Source organism: Streptomyces sp. NPDC043861 (assembly GCF_056435905.1).
Genome location: NZ_JBWKDP010000001.1, coordinates 798326 through 820335 on the forward strand (window position 1 = coordinate 798326; position 22010 = coordinate 820335).

The window sequence follows — 22010 nt, forward strand, 5'->3', positions numbered from 1 at the left end:
GGTGAACTCGGGCTTCCGTACATCCGATAGCCTCAGCCGACGTGCCGCCGCCCGGGTCCCGGGCCGAGCCGCCGTGCACACACCCATCCGTCAGTGCCAAGGAGTGAGTCCGTCTGTCGACCGCCATCCTCACCGGTCCGCCGGTACCCGGATCGCCGCTCGAGGGCGATCTCCGGTCGCTGGGCTTCGACGTCCGCGTCGCCTCCGGTGCCGACGAGACCGCGGCGCTGCTCGCCTCGGTCCCCCCGGCCGAACGCGTCGCCGTGGTGGACCCCCGCTTCGTCGGTCATGTCCACGCCCTCCGCCTGGGCCTCACCGACCCCCGCTTCCCGGCAGCCGCCGTCCCCGGCGCGTTGACGGCGCAGCCGCAGGCGCGGCCGGCTCTGCTGAACGCGCTGCGCGCGGCCGGCGGCTCCGGTTCCACGGGACCGGTCTCCCCGGCCCGCGGTGCTGCCGCCCCCGGGACGGCGGACGACGGGAGCGGCCCTGCGGCCGGGACGGACGAAACCCCGCGGGTCGACGAGGCCCCCGGCGGAGATGTCACCGAGGGCACCGTGACCACCGGCGCCGTCGCGGCCGACGGGGCGGGGACCGTGGCGCGCAGCGCCGTACTCGCCGATCGGGTGGCCGAAGGCCTCGGCGCCGAGGGCGTCACACCGCACCGGCCCGAGCTGGGTTCGCTCGTGGCGACCGTGCCGGAGGACCCCCAGGCCCGCAACGAGGCCCGGCAGGCCGTGTCCGCCGTCGACGACGAGGCCATACGTCTGCGTTCCGCCGTGAAGGCCCGCGACGGGTTCTTCACCACCTTCTGCATCAGCCCGTACTCGCGCTACCTCGCCCGCTGGTGCGCGCGCCGCGGACTGACTCCCAACCAGGTGACCACCGCGTCGCTGATCACCGCGCTGATCGCGGCCGGTGCCGCCGCGACCGGCACCCGCGGGGGCTACGTCGCCGCAGGCGTCCTGCTCCTGTTCTCTTTCGTCCTGGACTGCACCGACGGGCAGCTCGCCCGTTACTCCTTGCAGTACTCGACGATGGGCGCCTGGCTCGACGCCACCTTCGACCGGGCCAAGGAGTACGCGTACTACGCCGGCCTCGCCCTCGGTGCCGCCCGGGGCGGGGACGACGTATGGGCGCTGGCTCTCGGCGCGATGGTGCTGCAGACCTGCCGGCATGTGGTGGACTTCTCGTTCAACGAGGCGAACCACGACGCGACCGCAAACACGAGCCCCACCGCCGCGCTGTCGGACAGGCTCGACAGCGTCGGCTGGACCGTCTGGCTGCGTCGCATGATCGTCCTGCCGATCGGCGAGCGCTGGGCCATGATCGCCGTGCTCACGGCCGTCACCACGCCCCGCATCGTCTTCTACGCCCTGCTCGTCGGGTGCGCGTTCGCCGCGACGTACACCACCGCGGGCCGCGTGCTGCGCTCGCTGACCCGCAAGGCGAAGCGCACCGACCGTGCGGCCGAGGCACTCGCCGATCTCGCCGACTCGGGAGCCCTCGCCGAGGGCTTCGCGGCGATCTTCTCCGGAGCCGCCCGCCGGCTGCCCGGCATCCTGCCCCTCGCGGTGGCCGTTGCCGGCGGCGCCGCCGTGGTGTGCGCTGCGGGTCTTGCGGAGTACGGCAGCTGGTGGCCGGTCGCTGCGGCCGCGCTGTACGTCGTGACCTCGGGCTTCGCCGTCGCCCGCCCCCTCAAGGGCGCCCTCGACTGGCTGGTGCCCCCGCTCTTCCGGGCCACGGAGTACGGCGTGGTCCTGATTCTCGCCGCCCGCTCGGAGGTGAACGGGGCCCTTCCGGCGGCTTTCGGCCTGGTGGCCGCGGTCGCCTACCATCACTACGACACGGTGTACCGCATCCGCGGCGGCACCGGCGCACCGCCTGCCTGGCTGGTGCGGACGATCGGCGGGCATGAAGGCCGCACGCTGACGGTCGCGGTCCTCGCCGCCGTCCTGGCGTCGCAAGGCACCGGCTTCACCGTCGCGCTCACCGTGCTCGCGGTGGCCGTGGCCCTGGTGGTGGTCGTGGAGTCCGTCCGCTTCTGGGTCTCCGCCGGAGCACCCGCCGTACACGACGAAGGAGAACCCGCATGATCGGCCTCGTACTGGCAGCCGGTGCCGGACGGCGACTGCGTCCGTACACCGACACGCTCCCGAAGGCCCTCGTGCCCGTGGACGGGAATCTGTCGGTCCTCGACCTCACGCTGAAGAACTTCAGCGAGATAGGACTCACCGAGGTCGCCGTCGTCGTCGGCTACCGCAAGGAGGCCGTGTACGCGCGCAAGGACGAGTTCGAGGCCACCTACGGTGTGAAGCTCACCCTGATCGACAACGACAGGGCCGAGGAGTGGAACAACGCCTACTCCCTGTGGTGCGCCCGTGACGTCCTGAAGCAGGGTGTGATCCTCGCCAACGGCGACACGGTGCACCCGGTCTCCGTCGAGCGCACCCTCCTCGACGCCCGCGGCAACGGCCAGAAGATCATCCTTGCCCTCGACACGGTGAAGCAGCTCGCCGACGAGGAGATGAAGGTGATCACCGCCGACGGCGAGGGCGTGCAGAGGATCACCAAGCTGATGGACCCGGCCTCGGCCACCGGCGAGTACATCGGTGTCACCCTGATCGAGCCCGAGGCCGCCGAGGACCTGGCCGACGCGCTGAGGACGACCTTCGAGCGCGACCCCGACCTCTACTACGAGGACGGCTACCAGGAGCTCGTGAACCGGGGCTTCCGGATCGACGTGGCACCGATCGGCGACGTCAAGTGGGTCGAGATCGACAACCACGACGATCTCGCCAAGGGCCGGGAGATCGCGTGCCAGTACTGACCCGGCTCATCCCTTCGCCGGTCGTCGTCGACATCAGCCGCGGGGCGATGGACGATCTGGCCGGCCTGCTGGCCGACCAGCGCATCTCCGCGTCCGGCAAGCTCGCGTTCGCGATCAGCAGCGGCTCGGGCCAGGCACTGCGCGAGCGGCTGGCCCCGGTGCTGCCGGGCGCCGACTGGTACGAGGTCGCCGACGGCACCATCGACTCGGCGGTCAAGCTCGCCGACGACGTCAGGGGCAAGCGCCGCTACGACGCGGTCGTGGGCCTGGGCGGTGGGAAGATCATCGACGTGGCGAAGTACGCCGCGGCGCGGGTCGGACTGCCGATGGTCGCCGTTGCCACCAACCTGGCGCACGACGGCCTGTGCTCGCCGATCTCGATCCTGGACAACGACAACGGGCGCGGCTCCTACGGTGTCCCCTCGCCGATCGCGATGGTCATCGACCTGGACGTGGTGCGCCAAGCGCCTGTCCGGTTCGTCTGCTCCGGTATCGGCGATGCGATCTCCAACATCTCCGCGATCGCCGACTGGGAGCTTTCCCACAAGATCACCGGCGAGTCCGTCGACGGTCTTGCCGCCGCCATGGCCAGGACCGCGGGGGAGTCCGTCCTCCGCCATCCCGGTGGCGTCGGCGACGACGAGTTCCTGACCGTGCTCGCCGAGGCGCTGGTGCTCTCCGGCATCGCCATGTCGATCAGCGGCGACTCCCGGCCGTCCTCCGGGGCCTGCCACGAGATCAGCCACGCCTTCGACCTGCTTTACCCGAAACGGGCCGCCAGCCATGGCGAGCAGGTCGGACTGGGCGCCGCCTTCGCGATGCACCTGCGCGGCGCCCGCGAGGAGTCCGGGCTTTTCGCGGAGGTGCTCCGCAGACACGGTCTGCCGGTGCTCCCCGAGGACATCGGCTTCTCCGCGGACGAATTCGTCCGGGCCGTGGACTACGCACCGCAGACCCGCCCCGGACGCTTCACCATCCTCGAGCACCTCGACCTGTCCACCGATCAGATCAGGGACGCGTACGCCGACTATGCCAAGACCATCCGTAGCTGAGCTCCGTCCCGTCGTTCACCCGGCGGGAGTCAAGGACCGGCGCAGTGGCGAGCACTGGGGCGGCCGCCTGTACATGCGCGAGATCTCCCTGCGCATCACCCGTGTCCTGGTCACGACCAGGGTCACGCCCAACCAGCTGACCTATCTGATGACCCTGGCCGGTGTCCTGGCCCTGCCGGCCCTGCTGGTGCCGGGCATCTGGGGCGCCGTCCTCGGCGTGGTGATGGTCCAGCTCTACCTGCTGCTGGACTGCGTGGACGGCGAGGTCGCCCGCTGGAAGAAGCAGTTCTCACTGTCCGGGGTGTACCTGGACCGGGTCGGCGCCTACCTGTGCGACGCGGCGGTCCTGGTCGGCTTCGGCCTGCGCGCCGCGGATCCGTGGGGCAACGGGCCGGTCGACTGGCTGTGGGCCTTCCTCGGCACCCTCGCCGCGCTCGGCGCGATCCTGATCAAGGCCGAGACCGACCTGGTCGGCGTCGCCCGGCACCAGGGAGGGCTGCCGCCGGTCAAGGACGCGGCGGCCGAGCCGCGGTCGTCCGGTATGGCACTCGCCCGCCGGGCCGCCGCCGCGCTGAAGTTCCACCGGCTGGTGCTCGGCATCGAGGCGTCCCTGCTCATCCTGCTGCTGGCCGTTCTCGACGCGGTCAGGGGCGACCTGTTCTTCTCCCGCCTGGGCGTCGCGGTGCTGGCCGGTATCGCGCTGCTCCAGACGGTGCTGCACCTGGTGTCCATCCTCGTCTCCAGCAGGCTGAGGTGAGCGCGATGAAACTGGGCGCCGTCATCATCACCATGGGCAACCGCCCGGACGATCTGCGTGCTCTTCTCGACTCGGTCGCCAAGCAGGAGGGCGACCCGATCGAGGTGGTCGTCGTCGGCAACGGTGCCCCGGTCACCGGCGTGCCCGACGGTGTCCGCACCGTCGACCTGCCGGAGAACCTGGGCATCCCCGGAGGCCGCAACGCCGGTATCGCGGCCTTCGGCCCCTCCGGTACGGACGTCGACGTCCTGCTCTTCCTGGACGACGACGGTCTGCTGCCCAACAACGACACCGCCGAGCTGGTCCGCCGGGCCTTCGACGAGGACCCGAGCCTCGGGATCGTGAGTTTCCGGATCGCGGATCCGGAGACCGGTGCCACCCAGCGCCGGCACGTTCCGCGACTGCGTGCCTCCGACCCGATGCGCTCCTCTCGTGTGACGACCTTCCTGGGCGGCGCCAACGCCGTACGGACGAAGGTCATCGCCGAGGTCGGCGGACTGCCGGACGAGTTCTTCTACGCCCATGAGGAGACCGATCTCGCCTGGCGGGCGCTGGACGCCGGCTGGATGATCGACTACCGCTCCGACATGGTGCTGTTCCACCCGACGACGCCACCGTCGCGGCACGCGGTGTACCACCGCATGGTGGCGCGCAACCGGGTGTGGCTGGCCCGTCGCAATCTGCCTGCTCCGCTGGTGCCGGTGTACCTGGGAGTATGGATAGCGCTGACGCTTCTGAGGCGGCCGTCCGTGCCGGCGCTCAAGGCATGGTTCGGCGGCTTCAAGGAGGGCTGGACGACTCCGTGCGGGCCGCGCCGTCCCATGAAGTGGCGTACCGTGTGGCGCCTGACTCGGCTGGGCCGACCACCTGTCGTCTGACGGGCCGAGATCTGAGAGCATCGGGCGTACTCAGGGACCCGGCCGCCACCTGGCACCCATCTGCCGCGCATCTTGAACACGAAAGTTTCAACTTGTGAGTGACACAACCCATGACGGTGCGATCGCGACAAGCGTTCCACCGTCTCCCGACGACGGTCTGACGCCGGCGGAGCTCGCCGCCAAGTACGGCCTCTCGGTGAGCGGTGCCCGACCGGGACTCTTCGAGTACGTCAGGCAGCTCTGGGGCCGTCGGCACTTCATCCTGGCCTTCTCCCAGGCGAAGCTCACGGCCCAGTACAGCCAGGCCAAGCTCGGCCAGCTGTGGCAGGTGGCCACACCCCTGCTGAACGCTCTCGTGTACTACCTGATCTTCGGCCTCATCCTCGGCGCCGGACGGGGGATGTCGAAGGACGTCTACATCCCGTTCCTGGTGACCGGCGTGTTCGTCTTCACGTTCACGCAGACGTCGGTGATGGCAGGCGTCCGCTCGATCTCCGGCAACCTGGGCCTGGTCCGGGCGCTGCACTTCCCGCGTGCCTCGCTGCCCGTCTCGTTCGCGCTGCAACAGCTGCAGCAGCTGATGTTCTCCATGATCGTGCTCGTGCTGATCGTGATCGCGTTCGGCAGCTACCCGTCGCTGAGCTGGCTCCTGGTGGTGCCCGCGCTGGTGCTGCAGTTCGTGTTCAACGTGGGCCTGGCATTGATCATGGCCCGGATGGGCAGCAAGACCCCCGACCTCGCCCAGCTGATGCCGTTCATCATGCGTACCTGGCTGTACGGCTCGGGTGTCATGTTCTCCATCAAGGTGATGCTCGAGGGCAAGCCGGCCTGGATCGCCGACGTCCTGATGTACAACCCCGCTGCGATCTACATGGACCTGATCCGCTTCGCCCTGATCGACGGGTACGACTCCTCGAACCTGCCCTCGCACGTCTGGCTGGCGGGCCTGCTCTGGGCGGTGCTCGTGGGCATCGCCGGGTTTGTGTACTTCTGGAAGGCGGAGGAGCGGTACGGCCGTGGCTGACCTGGAGAAAGAACCGAAGGATGCCCGCATCCCCACCGTCATCGCGGACGACGTCCACATCGTCTACCGCGTCAACGGAGGCGGCGGCGGCCGCGGCACGGCGACCGCAGCCCTGAGCCGGATCCTGCGGCGCGACCGAGGTGAGTCGCGCGGAATCCGCAAGGTGCACGCCGTGCGCGGCGTCTCCTTCACCGCGTACCGAGGCGAGGCCATCGGCCTCATCGGCACCAACGGCTCCGGCAAGTCGACCCTGCTGCGGGCCATCGCGGGCCTGCTGCCCACCGAGAGCGGGCGGGTCTACACCGACGGCCAGCCGTCCCTGCTCGGCGTCAATGCCGCGCTGATGGGAGACCTGACCGGAGAACGGAACGTCATACTCGGCGGCCTGGCCATGGGCATGTCGCGCGAGGAGATCCGGGAGCGCTACCAGGGCATCGTCGACTTCTCCGGGATCAACGAGAAGGGCGACTTCATCACCCTGCCGATGCGCACCTACTCCTCGGGCATGGGTGCCCGGCTCCGGTTCGCGATCGCGGCGGCCAAGGACCACGATGTCCTGATGATCGACGAGGCCCTGGCCACCGGTGACCGCAAGTTCCAGATCCGCTCCGAGGCGCGCATCCGCGAGCTGCGCAAGGAGGCCGGCACGGTCTTCCTGGTCAGCCACAGCAACTCGTCGATCAGGGACACCTGCGACCGTGTCCTGTGGCTGGAGAAGGGCGAGCTGCTGATGGACGGCCCGACCGACGAGGTCATCAAGGCGTACGAGAAGGAGACCGGCAAGTAGTCGCCGGTCCGCCGCACGGAAGGGCCCTCGCCGGACTGCTCCGGCGGGGGCCCGTTCGGTCCGTGCGGGGAACCGGCCCGCCGTGGCGCGCGCGCCGGACCCCTGGCCGAGACCGCACTCCGGTCCCGCTGTGTCATTCGTTTGTCAAGTCCTGTGACTCCTGGGGAGGTTGGTCGTGGACCGCATTGTTCTTGTAATGCGCGCAACGCCCCGGCACGGTCCCGGGCGTTGTACAACGTAAGCTGTACCGGTGCTGATTCATGGCAAGTGGGGCGATACCCCCTAGGTTTTCCTCCCGCCGGGGTGGGCCCCCACTCGGAAAGCCCGGCGGCGTGTCCGAAATAGGATGTATTGGGTCGGCAGTGTAGAACGGGAGATGTGACGGCAATGACGGAAACTCTCCAGCTCCGCGCGCGGAGTGCCGTCCCCGCGCCGGGCAGACCGCAGTGACGGGAACCCGGCAGGTGCGCCCCGACGCCTCCATGCGCACCACGCTCGGCAAAGCCGCGGACGAGAACTTTCCCGTGGCCCCCTTCTTCCTGCCGCGTGCCGCGCGCGACGACCTGATGGCCGTGTACGGCTACGCCCGCCTCGTCGACGACATCGGCGACGGCGACCTCGCGCCCGGTGGCGCCGACGCCCGCCACCTCGGGCTCGAGCCGGCACAGGCCGACGACCGGCTCGTGATGCTGGACGCCTTCGAGGCCGATCTGCGGCGTGTCTTCTCCCACGGCGACGGCGACACGCCGAGTCACCCGCTGCTGCGCGCCCTGGTACCCGTCGTGCGCCGCTGCTCACTCACCCCCGAGCCGTTCCTCGGCCTGATCGAGGCCAATCGGCAGGACCAGCACGTCAGCCGCTACGAGACCTACGACGACCTCGTCGCGTACTGCGAACTCTCCGCCAACCCCGTCGGCCGCCTCGTCCTCGGCATCACCGGAACCGCCAGCCCCGAGCGGGTCCGCCTCTCCGACGCGATCTGCACCGCACTCCAGATCGTCGAGCACCTCCAGGACGTCCCGGAGGACCTCGCCCGTGGCCGGATCTATCTCCCGGCCGAGGACATGAAGCGGTTCCAGGTCACCGAGGCCGACCTGGCCGCGCCGACAGGGGGCGCGTCGGTGCGCGCGCTGGTCGCGTTCGAGGCCGAACGCGCCCGCCTGCTGCTGGATGAAGGAACGCCACTCGTGGGTAGCGTCCACGGCAGGCTCAGACTGCTGCTCGCAGGATTCGTGGCAGGGGGGCACGCCGCGCTCGACGCCATCGCGGCCGCCGGCCACGACGTGCTCCCCGGGCCGCCCAGACCCACCAAGCCGAGACTGATGCGCGAAGTGGGAGCTGTCTTGCGCAGAGCCCGTAGAGAGGGGTGAGCCGGAGCATGGAGGGACAGACACAGATGTCCGCGCCGGTGCAGGCCGCGTACAGCTACTGCGAGACCGTCACCGGCCAGCAGGCACGCAACTTCGCCTACGGAATCAGGCTGCTGCCCACGGACAAGCGACAGGCCATGTCGGCGCTGTACGCCTTCTCGCGCCGCGTCGACGACATCGGCGACGGCGCACTCGCCGAGGCCGCAAAACGGGATCGGCTGGAGGCGACACGCGAGCTCCTCGGCAGGATCCGTGAGGACAACGTCGACGAGGACGACACCGACCCGGTCGCCGTGGCACTCGCCGACGCGGCGCGCCGCTTCCCGATCCCGCTCGGCGGGCTCGACGAACTCATCGACGGTGTCCTCATGGACGTCGCCGGCGAGACCTATGAGACCTGGGACGACCTCAAGGTCTACTGCCGGTGCGTCGCGGGCGCCATCGGCCGTCTTTCGCTCGGCGTGTTCGGCACGCTGCACGGCGCGCCCGGCGCCGACCGCGCCCCCGAGTACGCGGACACCCTGGGCCTCGCCCTCCAGCTCACCAACATCCTCCGGGACGTCCGCGAGGACGCCGCCAACGGCAGGACCTATCTGCCCGCCGACGACCTCGCCAAGTTCGGCTGTTCCACGGGCTTCCACCGCGCCGGCCCGCCGGCGGAGGCCGACTTCACGGGTCTGGTTCACTACGAAGTGCGGCGCGCCCGAGGGCTGTTCGCGGAGGGCTACCGGCTGCTGCCCATGCTCGACCGGCGCAGTGGTGCCTGTGTGGCCGCCATGGCCGGGATCTACCGGCGCCTCCTCGACCGTATCGAGCGCGACCCCGGGGCCGTTCTCCGCGGCCGGGTCTCGCTCCCCGGCCGCGAGAAGGCGTACGTCGCCGTCCGTGGCCTGTCAGGGCTCGACACCCGCCATGTCACGCGGCAGACCGTCAGGAGGCGTGCCTGATGCGTCATTCCTCCTTCGTGCGCAGCGCCGGCAACCGGTGCGCAACCCTCCGCGACGTCGCTGCGTCCCTGACTACTGCGATGCGCACGAGCGCGCGGTCGTGCGCACTGCGCGCCGACGTCCGGGAGGGCTCATGACGGCACAGGACGGCCTGACGTCGCCCCCGCACGCGGTAGTGGTCGGAGGCGGGCTGGCCGGTGTCACCACCGCCCTCCGGCTCGCCGATTCGGGCGTCCGCGTCACCCTTTTCGAGAACCGTCCGCGGCTCGGCGGCCTTGCCTTCTCCTTCCGGCGCGGCGAACTGAGCGTCGACAACGGCCAGCATGTGTACCTGCGGTGCTGCACCTCCTACCGCTGGTTCCTCGACCGGGTCGACGGCGCCCGTCTGGCCCCGCTCCAGGACCGGCTCGACGTGCCGGTCCTCGACGTCGCCGACCCCCGGCGGCCACGGCTCGGACGGCTGCGACGCACCGCCCTGCCCGTACCGCTGCACCTCGCCGGCAGCCTGGCCACCTATGCGCATCTTTCCCTCCCCGAGCGCGCGGCCGTCGGACGGGCCGCGCTGGCGCTCAAGCGGCTCGACCCCGACGACCCGGCCCTCGACGGCATCGACTTCGCCACCTGGCTGGGCCGCCACGGCCAGTCGCAGCGCGCCGTCGAAGCCCTCTGGGACCTCGTCGGTGTGGCCACCCTCAACGCCACCGCGGCCAACGCCTCCATGGGCCTAGCCGCGATGGTCTTCAAGACCGGACTGCTCTCCGAGCCCGGCGCGGCGGACATCGGCTGGTCCCGGGTCCCGCTCGGCGACCTCCATGACACGCTGGCCCGCAAGGCCCTCGACTCTGCCGGAGTCCGCACCGAACTGCGCACCCGGGTGAGTGCCGTCACCCGCACCGCCGAAGGCCGCTGGAACGTCACAGCAGGTGCCGAACGGCTGGACGCGGATGCCGTCGTCCTCGCCGTACCGCAGCGCGAGACCCACGCCCTGCTGCCCGAGGACGCGCTCGAGAACCCGGACCGGCTGCTGGACATCGGGACCGCGCCGATCCTCAACCTTCATGTGATCTACGACCGGAAGGTGCTGCGCAAGCCGTTCTTCGTCGCGCTCGGCACCCCCGTACAGTGGGTCTTCGACCGCACGGAGGCCTCCGGGCTGGCCGCAGGCCAGTACCTGGCCGTGTCCCAGTCGGCCGCCGAGGACGAGATCGACGCACCCGTCGCCGAGCTGCGCGAGCGCTACCTCCCCGAACTGGAGCGCCTGCTGCCGGCCGCATACGGTGCGGAGGTACGGGATTTCTTCGTGACCCGGGAGCGTACCGCCACGTTCGCTCCCAGCCCCGGCGTCGGCAGGCTCCGGCCCGCCGCGCGGACCCGTGCACCCGGCCTGTACCTGGCCGGATCGTGGACCGCCACAGGCTGGCCCGCGACCATGGAGGGCGCAGTGCGCAGCGGATTCAGCGCCGCCGGCGCCGCGCTCACCGACCTCGGCCGCCCCCATGCACATCCGCTCGAGGAGGCGGCATGAGACCGAGCACTGGAACCAGAGGAGAGAAAGTGCCGACTGCGCCCTCGGCGAATCCGGCTGTCGACACCGCGGACGTCACCGCGCTGCTCGAGCGCGGACGGACCATGTCCATCCCGGTGCTGCGCGCAGCAGTGGAGCGGCTCGCGCCGCCCATGGACACCGTCGCCGCCTACCACTTCGGCTGGATCGACGCCCACGGCCGGCCCGCGGAGGGCGACGGCGGCAAGGCCGTACGCCCGGCGCTGGCGCTGCTGTCCGCGGAGGCGGCCGGAGCCGCGCCCGAGATCGGTGTCCCCGGAGCCGTCGCGGTCGAGCTGGTGCACAACTTCTCGCTGCTCCACGACGATCTGATGGACGGCGACGAGCAGCGGCGCCACCGCGACACCGTGTGGAAGGTCCACGGCCCGGCCCAGGCCATCCTCGTCGGCGACGCGCTCTTCGCGCTGGCCAACGAGATCCTGCTGGAGCTCGGCACGGTCGATGCCGGGCGGGCGACGCGACGGCTCACCACCGCGACCCGCAAGCTCATCGACGGCCAGGCCCAGGACATCTCCTTCGAGCACCGCGAGAGCGTCGCCGTCGAGGAGTGCCTGGAGATGGAGGGCAACAAGACGGGTGCGCTGCTCGCCTGTGCGGTGTCCATCGGTGCGGTGCTCGGCGGCGCCGACGACCGCACCGCGGACACCCTGGAGGCCTACGGCTACCACCTGGGGCTCGCCTTCCAGGCCGTGGACGATCTGCTCGGCATCTGGGGCGACCCCGAGTCGACCGGCAAGCAGACCTGGAGCGACCTGCGCCAGCGCAAGAAGTCCCTCCCGGTCGTCGCCGCGCTCGCCGCGGGCGGCCCGGCCTCCGAGCGGCTCGCCGGACTCCTCGCCGCCGATGCCAAGAGCAATGACTTCGACAGCTTCTCCGAGGAGGAGTTCGCCGCCAGGGCCGCCCTGATCGAGGAGGCGGGCGGCCGCGAGTGGACCGCTCAGGAGGCCCGCAGGCAGCATGCGATCGCCGTCGGGGCGCTGGACCGCGTCGACATGCCCGACAGGGTCCGGGCGCAGCTCGTGGCGCTCGCCGACTTCGTCGTCGTGCGCAAGAGATGAACGCTGCCGCCCCCATGGGTGATCACGCGGGAGTGATGATCCCGATCAACCGCATATGAGCTCGCAGTCGCCGGCCGGCGCCATTTCCGGCGCCGGCCGACGGCAGACCCGTAGCAGCAGAGATCCGACTGCACGAAGGGGAAGCCATGACAGCGACGACCGACGGAAGCTCAGGGGCCCCGGGACCCCGCGCAGCCGCGGCCAGCGAACCGACCGACGCACCTCCTGCCGCTCCCTCGACGGGTGCTGACATCTATGCGGCCGCCGACCGGGCGGCGTTGAGGTCCGTCGAGCACCTGCTCGCCCTCCAGGACAACGAGGGCTGGTGGAAGGGTGACCTCGAGACCAATGTCACGATGGACGCCGAAGACCTGCTGCTCCGTCAGTTCCTCGGTGTCCAGGACGAGAAGACCACCCACGCCGCCGCTCTCTTCATCCGTGGCGAGCAGCGTGAGGACGGTACCTGGGCGACGTTCCACGGCGGCCCCGGCGAGCTGTCCACCACCGTCGAGGCCTATGTCGCCCTGAGACTGGCGGGCGACCGGCCGGACGACCCGCACATGGCCCTCGCCGCCGCGTGGATCCGCAACCAGGGCGGCATCGCCGCGTGCCGCGTCTTCACCCGCATCTGGCTCGCGCTCTTCGGCTGGTGGCGGTGGGACGACCTGCCCGAGCTGCCGCCCGAACTGATCTACCTGCCCTCCTGGTTCCCGCTCAACATCTATGACTTCGGTTGCTGGGCACGCCAGACCGTCGTGCCCCTCACCATCGTCTCCGCGAAGAGGCCCGTCCGTCCCGCGCCCTTCGCGCTCGATGAGCTGCACACCGACCGGCATCACCCGAATCCGTCGAAGCCCCTGGCCCCCGCCATGAGTTGGGACGGTCTGTTCCAGCGTCTCGACCGGGCGCTGCACGGGTACCACAAGGTCGCGCTGCGTCCGTTGCGCCGTGCGGCGATGAACTCGGCGGCACGCTGGATCGTCGAACGACAGGAGAACGACGGCTGCTGGGGCGGGATCCAGCCGCCCGCCGTCTACTCCCTCATCGCCCTGCACCTGCTCGGCTACGACCTCCGGCACCCGGTGATGAGGGCCGGCCTGGAGTCGCTGGACCGCTTCACCGTATGGCGCGACGACGGTGCCAGGATGATCGAAGCATGCCAGTCACCGGTCTGGGACACCTGTCTCGCCACCATCGCACTCGCGGACGCCGGGCTGCCGACCGACCATCCGGCGTTGGTGAAGGCCGCCGACTGGATGCTGGCCGAAGAGATCGTCAAGCCCGGCGACTGGACCGTGCGCAAACCCCGACTCGCTCCCGGCGGCTGGGCGTTCGAGTTCCACAACGACAACTACCCCGACGTCGACGACACCGCCGAGGTCGTTCTCGCGCTGCGCCGGGTGAAGCACCCCGACCCTGCGCGCATCGACGGCGCGATCGCGAGGGCCGGGAACTGGACCCTGGGGATGCAGTCGAAGAACGGGGCCTGGGCGGCCTTCGACGCCGACAACACCAGCCGCTTCCCCAACCGGCTGCCGTTCTGTGACTTCGGTGAGGTCATCGACCCCCCGTCCGCCGACGTCACCGCGCACGCCGTGGAGATGCTTGCCCACGAGGGCAGGGCACATCATCCCCGTACCCGCGCGGGCGTCGAGTGGCTGCTTGCCGAACAGGAGTCGAGCGGGGCCTGGTTCGGGCGCTGGGGCGTCAACTACATCTATGGTACGGGCTCGGTGGTGCCAGCTCTGACCGCCGCGGGACTGCCCCCCGGGCATCCCGCGATCCGGCGCGCCGTCGGCTGGCTCGAATCCGTCCAGAACGAGGACGGCGGCTGGGGCGAGGATCTGCGCTCGTACCGTGACGCGGACGCGATCGGCCGGGGAGTCTCCACCGCGTCCCAGACCGCATGGGCACTGCTGGCCCTGCTCGCGGCCGGTGAGCGGGAGGGCAAGGCGGTCGAACGGGGCATCGCCTTCCTCATCGGAACCCAGCGCGAGGACGGCTCCTGGGACGAGCCGTACTTCACGGGTACCGGCTTCCCCTGGGACTTCTCCATCAACTACCACCTCTACCGGCAGGTCTTCCCGCTCACGGCGCTCGGCCGCTATGTGCGCGACGAGCCGCTCGGCCGCCGGAACGGGGGGTGAATGGACGCGTCCACGGAGCCGTCCGGCTCGCCGCCGCCGCTGCTGATCGCCTGCGCGCTCGGTATCGAGCGCATGGCCCTTCGCGGCGCAGGGCACGGCCGCGGCGGTGCGCAGGGACCCGTGACCGTACTCCGAACGGGCATGGGGCCCAAGAACGCACAAGGGGCCGTGGCGCGTGTGCTCCGTGACGAGCGGTGGCGCGGTGCCGCGGTCGTCGCATCGGGCTTCTGCGCCGGCCTGGCGCCCGGGATGCACCCCGGGGATCTGGTGGTGGCGGACGAGACCCGCGGCCCCTGGGGCGCCACGCCCTGCACGGGCACCGCGTTGCTCGTGCAGGAGCTCGCCCGTGCCGTGCCCGGACATACCGTGCACACCGGTCCGCTGACCGCCTCCGACCATGTCGTGCGCGGTCAGGAGCGGGCCGAGCTGGCTGCCACCGGAGCGATCGCGGTGGACATGGAGTCGGCCGCCACGCTCCACAGTGCTCTGAGCACGGGAATGCGCCCGGTTGCCGCCGTCCGGGTGGTCGTGGACGCTCCTGAGCACGAACTGGTCCGTATCGGCACGATGCGCGGTGGAATATCTGCTTTCCGTGTCCTGCGTGCCGTCCTTCCGGCTTTCTATGAATGGCACCGTTCTTTTCTGCTCCCCAGGAGGTGAGCTAGATGGCCATGCCGCTCCGTCAGACCATCAGGGTCGGGACCTACCTCATTGAACAGAAGCTCCGCAGGCGTGAGAAGTTTCCGCTGATCGTGGAGCTGGAGCCGCTGTTCGCGTGCAATCTGAAGTGCGAGGGCTGCGGGAAGATCCAGCACCCGGCCGGAATCCTCAAGCAGCGTATGCCGGTCGCGCAGGCGGTCGGCGCTGTTCTCGAGTCCGGGGCCCCGATGGTCTCCATTGCGGGCGGCGAGCCGCTGATGCACCCTCAGATCGACGAGATCGTGCGCCAATTGGTCGGCAGGAAGAAGTACGTCTTCCTCTGCACGAACGCCATGCTGTTGCGGAAGAAGATGGACAGCTTCACACCGTCGCCGTTCTTCGCCTTCGCCGTCCACATCGACGGGCTGCGCGAGCGTCATGACGAGTCGGTGGCGAAGGAGGGCGTGTTCGACGAGGCGGTGGAAGCGATCAAGGAGGCTCAGCGGCGGGGTTTCCGGGTCACCACCAATTCCACCTTCTTCAACACCGACACCCCCGGGACCGTCATCGAGGTGCTGAACTACCTCAACGACGACCTCAAGGTCGACGAGATGATGATCTCGCCCGCGTACGCCTACGAGAAGGCGCCCGACCAGGAGCACTTCCTCGGTGTCGAGCAGACCCGCGAGCTGTTCAGAAAGGCGTTCGCGGACGGCAACCGTCGGCGCTGGAGGCTGAATCACTCGCCGCTCTTCCTGGACTTCCTGGAAGGCAAGGTCGACTTCCCGTGCACGGCGTGGGCGATCCCGAACTACTCGCTCTTCGGCTGGCAGCGGCCCTGCTATCTGATGAGTGACGGGTACGTGCCCACGTACAGGGAGCTCGTGGAGGAGACCGACTGGAGCAAGTACGGCCGGGGCAAGGACCCGCGCTGCGCCAACTGCATGGCGCACTGCGGTTACGAGCCGACCGCGGTGCTGGCCACCATGGGCTCCCTCAAGGAGTCACTGCGCGCTGCCCGGGACACGGTTTCCGGCTGACCGCCGAGGAGGAGAGGCCGGCGGGCGGCCGAGCGCCGCCCGCTGTCGCCGTAGGTGGGACCGATCAGAGAGGGGGCCGAGCGTGTCACTTCTGGAGAACATCCGGGGACCACGCGATCTGAAGGCGCTGACAAGGGCGGAACTCGATCAACTGGCTGCGGAGATCAGGGAGTTCCTGATCCATGCAGTCGCAAGGACGGGCGGCCATCTGGGGCCCAACCTCGGTGTGGTGGAGCTCTCCGTCGCGCTCCATCGTGTCTTCGACTCGCCCGTCGACCGGATCCTCTGGGACACCGGACACCAGAGCTATGTGCACAAGCTCCTCACCGGCAGGCAGGACTTCTCCAAGCTGCGTGGCAAGGGCGGCCTCTCGGGCTACCCCTCGCGCGAGGAGTCTGAGCACGACGTCATCGAGAACTCCCATGCCTCCACCGCGCTCGGCTGGGCCGACGGACTCGCCAAGGCGCGCCAGGTCCTCGGGCGGAGCGGGCATGTCGTCGCCGTCGTCGGGGACGGTGCGCTCACCGGCGGGATGGCCTGGGAGGCCCTCAACAACATCGCCGCCGCCAGGGACCGACCGCTGATCATCGTCGTCAACGACAACGAGCGCTCGTACGCGCCGACGATAGGCGGACTCGCCGGCCACCTCGCCACGCTCCGCACGACGGACGGGTACGAGCGCCTTCTCGCCTGGGGCAAGGGCGTCCTGCAGCACACACCCGTGGTCGGACGACCGCTGTACGAATCACTGCACGGCGCGAAGAAGGGGTTCAAGGACGCATTCATCCCCCAGGGGATGTTCGAGGACCTGGGGCTGAAATACGTCGGCCCCGTCGACGGTCACGACGTCGCCGCGGTGGAGTCGGCTCTGCGCCGCGCGAAACGCTTCCACGGCCCGGTGCTGGTCCACTGCCTGACGGAGAAGGGCCGTGGCTACCAGCCCGCACTGGAGAACGAGGCCGACCGCTTCCACACCGTCGGGGCGATGGACCCGCTGACCTGTGAGCCGCTGGCGCCGTCCGGCGGCCCGTCCTGGACCTCGGTGTTCGGCGACGCGATCGCCGAGATCGGCGCCGAGCGGCCGGACGTGGTGGCGATCACGGCAGCCATGCTCGATCCGGTCGGCCTGACGAAGTTCGCCGAGCGCTTCCCGGACCGGATCTGGGACGTGGGTATTGCCGAACAGCACGCGGCCGCTTCGGCCGCCGGACTTGCCACCGGAGGGCTCCATCCCGTCGTCGCCGTCTACGCCACCTTCCTCAACCGCGCCTTCGACCAGCTCCTGATGGATGTCGCCCTTCATCGGTGCGGCGTCACCTTCGTCCTGGACCGGGCAGGTGTCACCGGAGTCGACGGGCCCTCGCACAACGGCATGTGGGACATGTCCGTCCTCCAGGTCGTCCCGGGGCTCAGGATCGCCGCACCGCGTGACGCCGACCAGCTCCGGGCCCAGCTGCGCGAGGCCGTCGACGTGACCGACGCGCCCACCGTGCTGCGGTTCCCGAAGGAGTCGGTGGGCGAGCCGCTTCCTGCCCTGGACCGGGTCGGGGGTATGGACGTACTGCGCCGGGCCGAGGACGCCGGGGTGCTGCTGGTCTCGGTCGGGGCTCTCGCGTCCGTGTGTCTGCAGGCCGCCGATCTGCTGGAGGCGCGCGGTGTCCGCTGCACCGTCGTCGATCCGCGCTGGGTCAAGCCCGTGGACGAGCAGCTCGCCCCGCTCGCCGGACGGCACCGCCTCGTCGCCGTGGTCGAGGACAACAGCCGCACGGGTGGTGTCGGCGCGGCCGTGGGACAGGCGCTGCGGGACGCCGGGGTGGATGTACCGCTGCGGACGTTCGGCATCCCCGAGCAGTTCCTGGCCCATGCAAAGCGCGGAGAGGTGCTGGCCGACATCGGGCTGACGCCCGTGGAGATCGCGGGCCGGATCGGCGCCGCCCTGGCGCGCCGCGAGCAGACCGAGGGAATCGAGGAGAGCGTGCGATGAGCAAGGAGTTCGACCTCGGGCGGCTGCTCGCGGAGCGCGGCGGTGAACGCTACGAGCTGCACGCCAGGCATCTCAATCACCAGCTGCCGCGCATGCTCCGCACCATCGGCTTCGACAAGGTGTACGAGCGGGGCGAGGGCGCGTACTTCTGGGACGCGGACGGGAACGACTACCTCGACATGCTCGCCGGCTTCGGGGTCATGGGCCTCGGCCGGCACCACCCCGTCGTCCGAAAGGCCCTGCACGACGTCCTGGACGCGTCACTGGCCGACCTCACCCGCTTCGACTGCGCTCCGCTGCCCGGACTGCTCGCCGAGAAGCTGCTGGCCCACAGTCCCCACCTGGACCGGGTGTTCTTCGGCAACAGCGGTACGGAGGCGATCGAGACGGCGCTGAAGTTCGCCCGCTGCGCGACCGGGAGGCCGCGGATCGTCTTCTGCACGCATGCCTTCCACGGGCTGACCACGGGTTCTCTCTCGGTCAACGGCGAGGCGGGCTTCCGTGACGGGTTCGGCCCGCTGCTCCCGGACACCGCGATCGAGCTCGGGGACCTCGCCGCGCTCGAGCGCGAGCTGAAGCGGGGCGATGTGGCGGGCTTCGTCGTGGAGCCGATCCAGGGCAAGGGGGTGCACGAGACACCGCCCGGTTTCCTGTACGCGGCCCAGGAACTGCTGCACCGGCACAAGGCACTGCTCATCGTCGACGAAGTGCAGACCGGCTTCGGCAGGACCGGTGACTTCTACGCCTATCAGCACGAGGAACACGTCGAGCCCGACCTGGTGTGCGTGGCGAAGACACTCTCGGGCGGCTATGTGCCGGTCGGCGCGACCCTCGGCAAGGACTGGATCTTCAAGAAGGTCTACTCGTCGATGGACCGGGTGCTGGTGCACTCCGCCAGTTTCGGGTCGAACGCCCAGGCCATGGCAGCGGGCCTGGCCGTGCTCTCCGTGATCGAGGACGACGGGATCGTCGCGAATGCACGGGTCACCGGGGAGCTGCTGCGGACACGGCTCGCCGCACTCGTGGACCGCTACGAGCTGCTGAAGGAGGTCCGTGGACGGGGACTGATGATCGGCATCGAGTTCGGCAGGCCGTCGTCCCTGAGACTGCGCAGCCACTGGACCATGCTGCAGGCCGCCCGCAAGGGTCTCTTCGCGCAGATGGTGGTCGTGCCGCTGCTGCAGAAGCACCGCATCCTCACCCAGGTCTCCGGGGACCGGCTGGAAGTGATCAAACTGATTCCGCCCCTGGTCATCGGAGAGGGCGAGGTCGACCGGTTCGTCCAGGCCTTCACCGCCGTGATGGACGATGCGCACGCCGGCAGCGGGCTGATGTGGGACTTCGGAAAAACGCTCGTACGGCAGGCAGTGGGCGACCACTGAGTCTCTTTGCCTCTCGGGCAAAAAATTTGCCCGAGAGGAAAGATCCTGGCCCAATGGGGGCATGAGTCCTTCTGCCGGACAGTCTGCCGGGCGAACCGATGCACCGACGGCGGACGAGCTGCCCGATGTCGCACCCCGGCTCCGCGAGCTGCGCCGCCGCCGGGGTCTCACCCTTGAGGCCGCCGCCCAGCGCGCCGGTCTCTCGCCCGCCCATCTGTCCCGGCTGGAGACCGGCAACAGGCAGCCTTCGCTGCCCATGCTGCTCGCCCTGGCCCGGGCCTACGGTACGACGGTCGCCGAACTGCTCGGTGAGCTGCCGCCGGAGCGTGACGCGGTCGTCCGGGGCGGGCGGATGGGGCCCGCCGCGGCCGACGGCTGGGCCTACCGAAAGGCGGGCGGGAGGGGCCGCGCCATGCAGGCCCTGCGGGTGCATGTGCCGTACGCCACCCAGGGAGACCTGGTACGGGTGCATCCGGGCGAGGAGTGGCTGCACGTGCTGGAAGGCAGGCTGCGGCTCGGCCTCGGCGACAGCGTGCACGAGCTCGAACCGGGGGACAGCGCCCACTTCGACTCGCTCACGCCGCACCGGATCACCTCGGCCACCCGGCAGGGGGTCGAGCTGTTGTTCGTCCACACCCTGTTGCAGAGCCCCGACCCGCACGCGCATCCGCACAGCTGAGGAGATCCGTCATGCCGGAGAAGCCGTCATCCAGCCGGGACGCGCACCAGGAGCAGAAGTTCCCGATCGGGCTGATCGTGCGACTGTTCGCGTACCTGGTCGCGGGCCATCTGTTCGCGGCCTTCCTCTACCTGCTGTTCACCGTCGGCGGCAAGTGACCATGCTGCGCGACGGCCGGAAGGGGTTCAGACGGAGCCGTCCAGCAGCCGTTCGCGCAGCTGCTCACGTGTCCCGGGCGAGATCTTGAGCCCGTCGGAGAGATAGCGCTCGGTGGTGCCCCAGGTCTCCTCGATGGTCTCGAACGCCGCCGTCAGATACTCGGCGCGGGCGTCGAAGAGCGGGCTGAGCAGCTCCATGACCTCCGGCGACATCCCGGCCGGGGAAGTGTCGCTGCGGCGCACCTTGTAGCGTCGGTGCGGGTCGTTCGACTTCAGATAGTCGGCCTCGACGGCATCGCGCTCGACCCCCACCGCGAGCAGCGAGACCGCGATCGACAGTCCCGCGCGGTCCTTGCCCGCCGCGCAGTGCATCAGCGCCGGAACACTGTCCTCCGCCAGTGCATGCAGCACCCGGCTGTGCTCGGCCGTCCGCGTCTTGATCATCATGCGGTAGGAAGCCGTCATCCGGCCGGCCGCCTTGCCGTCGGCGAGGATCGACCTCAGCTGGTCGATGTTGCCGTCGCGCACCATCCTCCAGAACTCGGCGCCGTCGGCCGGATCGCTGAGCGGAATGTTCAGGTTCCGCACCCCGGGCAGCTCGACGTCCGGGCCCTCCAGCTTGTGGTCGGCGGCATTGCGGAAGTCGAAGATCGTGTGGAGCCCGAGAGAGGCGAGGAAGGCGGCATCGCTCGCGGTCGCGTGCGCGAGGTGACCGCTGCGGAAGAGCCGTCCGTACCGCACCTGCCGCCCGTCCACGGTCGGAAGCCCGCCCACGTCCCGGAAGTTGCGCACGCCGGAGAGCTCGGGTTCGGTCGACGGGACCTGTGGCAGCTGCGTCACGGGGGCTCCTCCGTGTCTGCGGTCGGCACTGCTCGCCGACGATGGCGCGCTCCGACCATACGACATTGATTCCTCAGGCAATCATCTCGGCTATGCCTGTATGAGCGCTCCCTCGAGTACGGAATCTGCTCGATAATGTTCCACTTTGTGTGGATGTGATGGGCTGGTCCGGTCAGGTGATCGTGGAGGCCGAACGCGGTCGCGTGCTCGACGCGCCGCGGACGTCCGGCCGCCGGCTCCCCCTCCTGTCGTGCGGGCGGGGGAGCCTCGCCGGGTGCCGGGCTTTCGGGGCTGGCGCTCCACGGGTGGGGTGCCGTCCGTCGTGATCCAGTCGCGCCGTGGCGCCCGGGCTCGAGGGCGTGCGGGGGGAGGGGGGATCTGGCGAAGTTGTCCATTGAGTGGAGCAACGGCGCAATCTGACACTAATGAGGCATCTGTCCGTATTGGGTGATTTCGCATAACGCGCCCCGGTTGCAAGGGAGATGGGCGCCGTACCGTGAGCGGGATCATATTCGTGACGGTCTGTCGTCGTGCGCCGGAATCAAGTCCCCTTGTCCATAAGGAAATCGAAGATCCGTAATCCACGGAGTGTCACCGGAAAATCCGTGTTGGTATCGCGCGGGTGAATGTCGGGCGATTGAGGTGGCTTGTACCCCCGCCAAGGCTCGCTTACGGTCGCCGCAATCCGGTCGGATCGCCCAATCCTGCCGCCGTCCGGAATATCGCACCCATCCACGTGTGGCAGGAGCGGGGGACCCAGGTAAGTCCGCCGGCCGGGAGTTCCGGACGGCTAGGGGTGAAGTCGCGATGCATACGCGGCCGGGCATCTCCAGCCCGAACCCGACAGCTCACCTCGCAGGCGCCGGAGAGGAATTCG

19 protein-coding genes and 1 riboswitch are annotated in these 22010 nt (G+C 69.8%); of the genes, 18 read left to right on the forward strand and 1 reads right to left on the reverse strand.

Annotation, left to right across the window (positions count from 1 at the left end; translation table 11 throughout):
* The first annotated feature begins 113 nt into the window (after positions 1-113).
* The 18 genes from AC068D_RS03310 (at position 114) to AC068D_RS03395 (ending at position 20293) form a co-directional block, all read left to right on the forward strand.
* Positions 114-2093, forward strand: a complete 1980-nt coding sequence (locus AC068D_RS03310; RefSeq protein WP_478821398.1) for a DUF5941 domain-containing protein — start codon at positions 114-116, stop codon at positions 2091-2093.
* Complete coding sequence (locus AC068D_RS03315; protein WP_478821200.1) at positions 2090-2827, forward strand: phosphocholine cytidylyltransferase family protein; 738 nt, start codon at positions 2090-2092, stop codon at positions 2825-2827. The genes AC068D_RS03310 and AC068D_RS03315 overlap by 4 nt, the downstream gene beginning before the upstream one ends.
* The gene (locus AC068D_RS03320) at positions 2815-3879 is read left to right on the forward strand and encodes an iron-containing alcohol dehydrogenase family protein (protein ID WP_478821201.1); all 1065 of its coding nucleotides are present in this window, start codon (positions 2815-2817) and stop codon (positions 3877-3879) included. Before AC068D_RS03315 ends, AC068D_RS03320 begins: the two co-directional genes overlap by 13 nt.
* Positions 3857-4636 (forward strand): CDP-alcohol phosphatidyltransferase family protein, encoded by a 780-nt coding sequence (locus tag AC068D_RS03325; RefSeq protein WP_478821202.1) that lies wholly within the window; start codon positions 3857-3859, stop codon positions 4634-4636. The genes AC068D_RS03320 and AC068D_RS03325 overlap by 23 nt, the downstream gene beginning before the upstream one ends.
* Positions 4637-4641: 5 nt before the next feature.
* Positions 4642-5514: a glycosyltransferase family 2 protein gene (locus tag AC068D_RS03330; protein ID WP_478821203.1), complete on the forward strand. Its 873-nt coding sequence runs from the start codon at positions 4642-4644 to the stop codon at positions 5512-5514.
* Positions 5515-5608: 94 nt separating this feature from the next.
* Positions 5609-6538 carry an ABC transporter permease gene (locus tag AC068D_RS03335; RefSeq protein ID WP_478821204.1) on the forward strand — a complete coding sequence of 310 codons (930 nt, stop codon included), beginning with the start codon at positions 5609-5611 and terminating at the stop codon, positions 6536-6538.
* A 1-nt stretch (position 6539) separates the two neighbouring features.
* Complete coding sequence (locus tag AC068D_RS03340) at positions 6540-7325, forward strand: ABC transporter ATP-binding protein (RefSeq protein ID WP_478821399.1); 786 nt, start codon at positions 6540-6542, stop codon at positions 7323-7325.
* 446 nt (positions 7326-7771) lie between these two features.
* Complete coding sequence (hpnC, locus tag AC068D_RS03345) at positions 7772-8695, forward strand: squalene synthase HpnC (RefSeq protein ID WP_478821205.1); 924 nt, start codon at positions 7772-7774, stop codon at positions 8693-8695.
* An 8-nt stretch (positions 8696-8703) separates the two neighbouring features.
* Positions 8704-9642: a presqualene diphosphate synthase HpnD gene (gene hpnD, locus AC068D_RS03350; RefSeq protein ID WP_478821206.1), complete on the forward strand. Its 939-nt coding sequence runs from the start codon at positions 8704-8706 to the stop codon at positions 9640-9642.
* 133 nt (positions 9643-9775) lie between these two features.
* Positions 9776-11167: a hydroxysqualene dehydroxylase HpnE gene (gene hpnE / locus AC068D_RS03355; protein WP_478821207.1), complete on the forward strand. Its 1392-nt coding sequence runs from the start codon at positions 9776-9778 to the stop codon at positions 11165-11167.
* Positions 11164-12264, forward strand: a complete 1101-nt coding sequence (locus AC068D_RS03360) for a polyprenyl synthetase family protein (protein ID WP_478821208.1) — start codon at positions 11164-11166, stop codon at positions 12262-12264. The genes hpnE and AC068D_RS03360 overlap by 4 nt, the downstream gene beginning before the upstream one ends.
* A gap of 146 nt (positions 12265-12410) precedes the next feature.
* Positions 12411-14411, forward strand: a complete 2001-nt coding sequence (gene shc / locus AC068D_RS03365) for a squalene--hopene cyclase (protein WP_478821209.1) — start codon at positions 12411-12413, stop codon at positions 14409-14411.
* Positions 14412-15071 carry a 5'-methylthioadenosine/S-adenosylhomocysteine nucleosidase family protein gene (locus AC068D_RS03370; RefSeq protein WP_478821210.1) on the forward strand — a complete coding sequence of 220 codons (660 nt, stop codon included), beginning with the start codon at positions 14412-14414 and terminating at the stop codon, positions 15069-15071.
* Positions 15072-15076: 5 nt separating this feature from the next.
* Complete coding sequence (hpnH, locus tag AC068D_RS03375; protein WP_478821211.1) at positions 15077-16090, forward strand: adenosyl-hopene transferase HpnH; 1014 nt, start codon at positions 15077-15079, stop codon at positions 16088-16090.
* An 82-nt stretch (positions 16091-16172) separates the two neighbouring features.
* Positions 16173-18074 (forward strand): 1-deoxy-D-xylulose-5-phosphate synthase, encoded by a 1902-nt coding sequence (dxs, locus tag AC068D_RS03380; protein WP_478821212.1) that lies wholly within the window; start codon positions 16173-16175, stop codon positions 18072-18074.
* The gene (locus tag AC068D_RS03385; protein ID WP_478821213.1) at positions 18071-19456 is read left to right on the forward strand and encodes an aspartate aminotransferase family protein; all 1386 of its coding nucleotides are present in this window, start codon (positions 18071-18073) and stop codon (positions 19454-19456) included. Before dxs ends, AC068D_RS03385 begins: the two co-directional genes overlap by 4 nt.
* A gap of 61 nt (positions 19457-19517) precedes the next feature.
* A complete protein-coding gene (locus AC068D_RS03390) occupies positions 19518-20135 on the forward strand; it encodes a helix-turn-helix domain-containing protein (protein ID WP_478821214.1) in 618 nt (205 codons plus the stop codon).
* Positions 20136-20146: 11 nt separating this feature from the next.
* The gene (locus tag AC068D_RS03395; protein ID WP_478821215.1) at positions 20147-20293 is read left to right on the forward strand and encodes a DUF6126 family protein; all 147 of its coding nucleotides are present in this window, start codon (positions 20147-20149) and stop codon (positions 20291-20293) included.
* Between the two features lie 27 nt (positions 20294-20320).
* On the opposite strand, the gene AC068D_RS03400 is transcribed toward AC068D_RS03395, so the two are convergent.
* Positions 20321-21133, reverse strand: coding sequence for a tyrosine-protein phosphatase (locus tag AC068D_RS03400; RefSeq protein ID WP_478821216.1), 813 nt, complete (start codon positions 21131-21133; stop codon positions 20321-20323).
* A 713-nt stretch (positions 21134-21846) separates the two neighbouring features.
* Positions 21847-22010, forward strand: a riboswitch (cyclic di-AMP (ydaO/yuaA leader).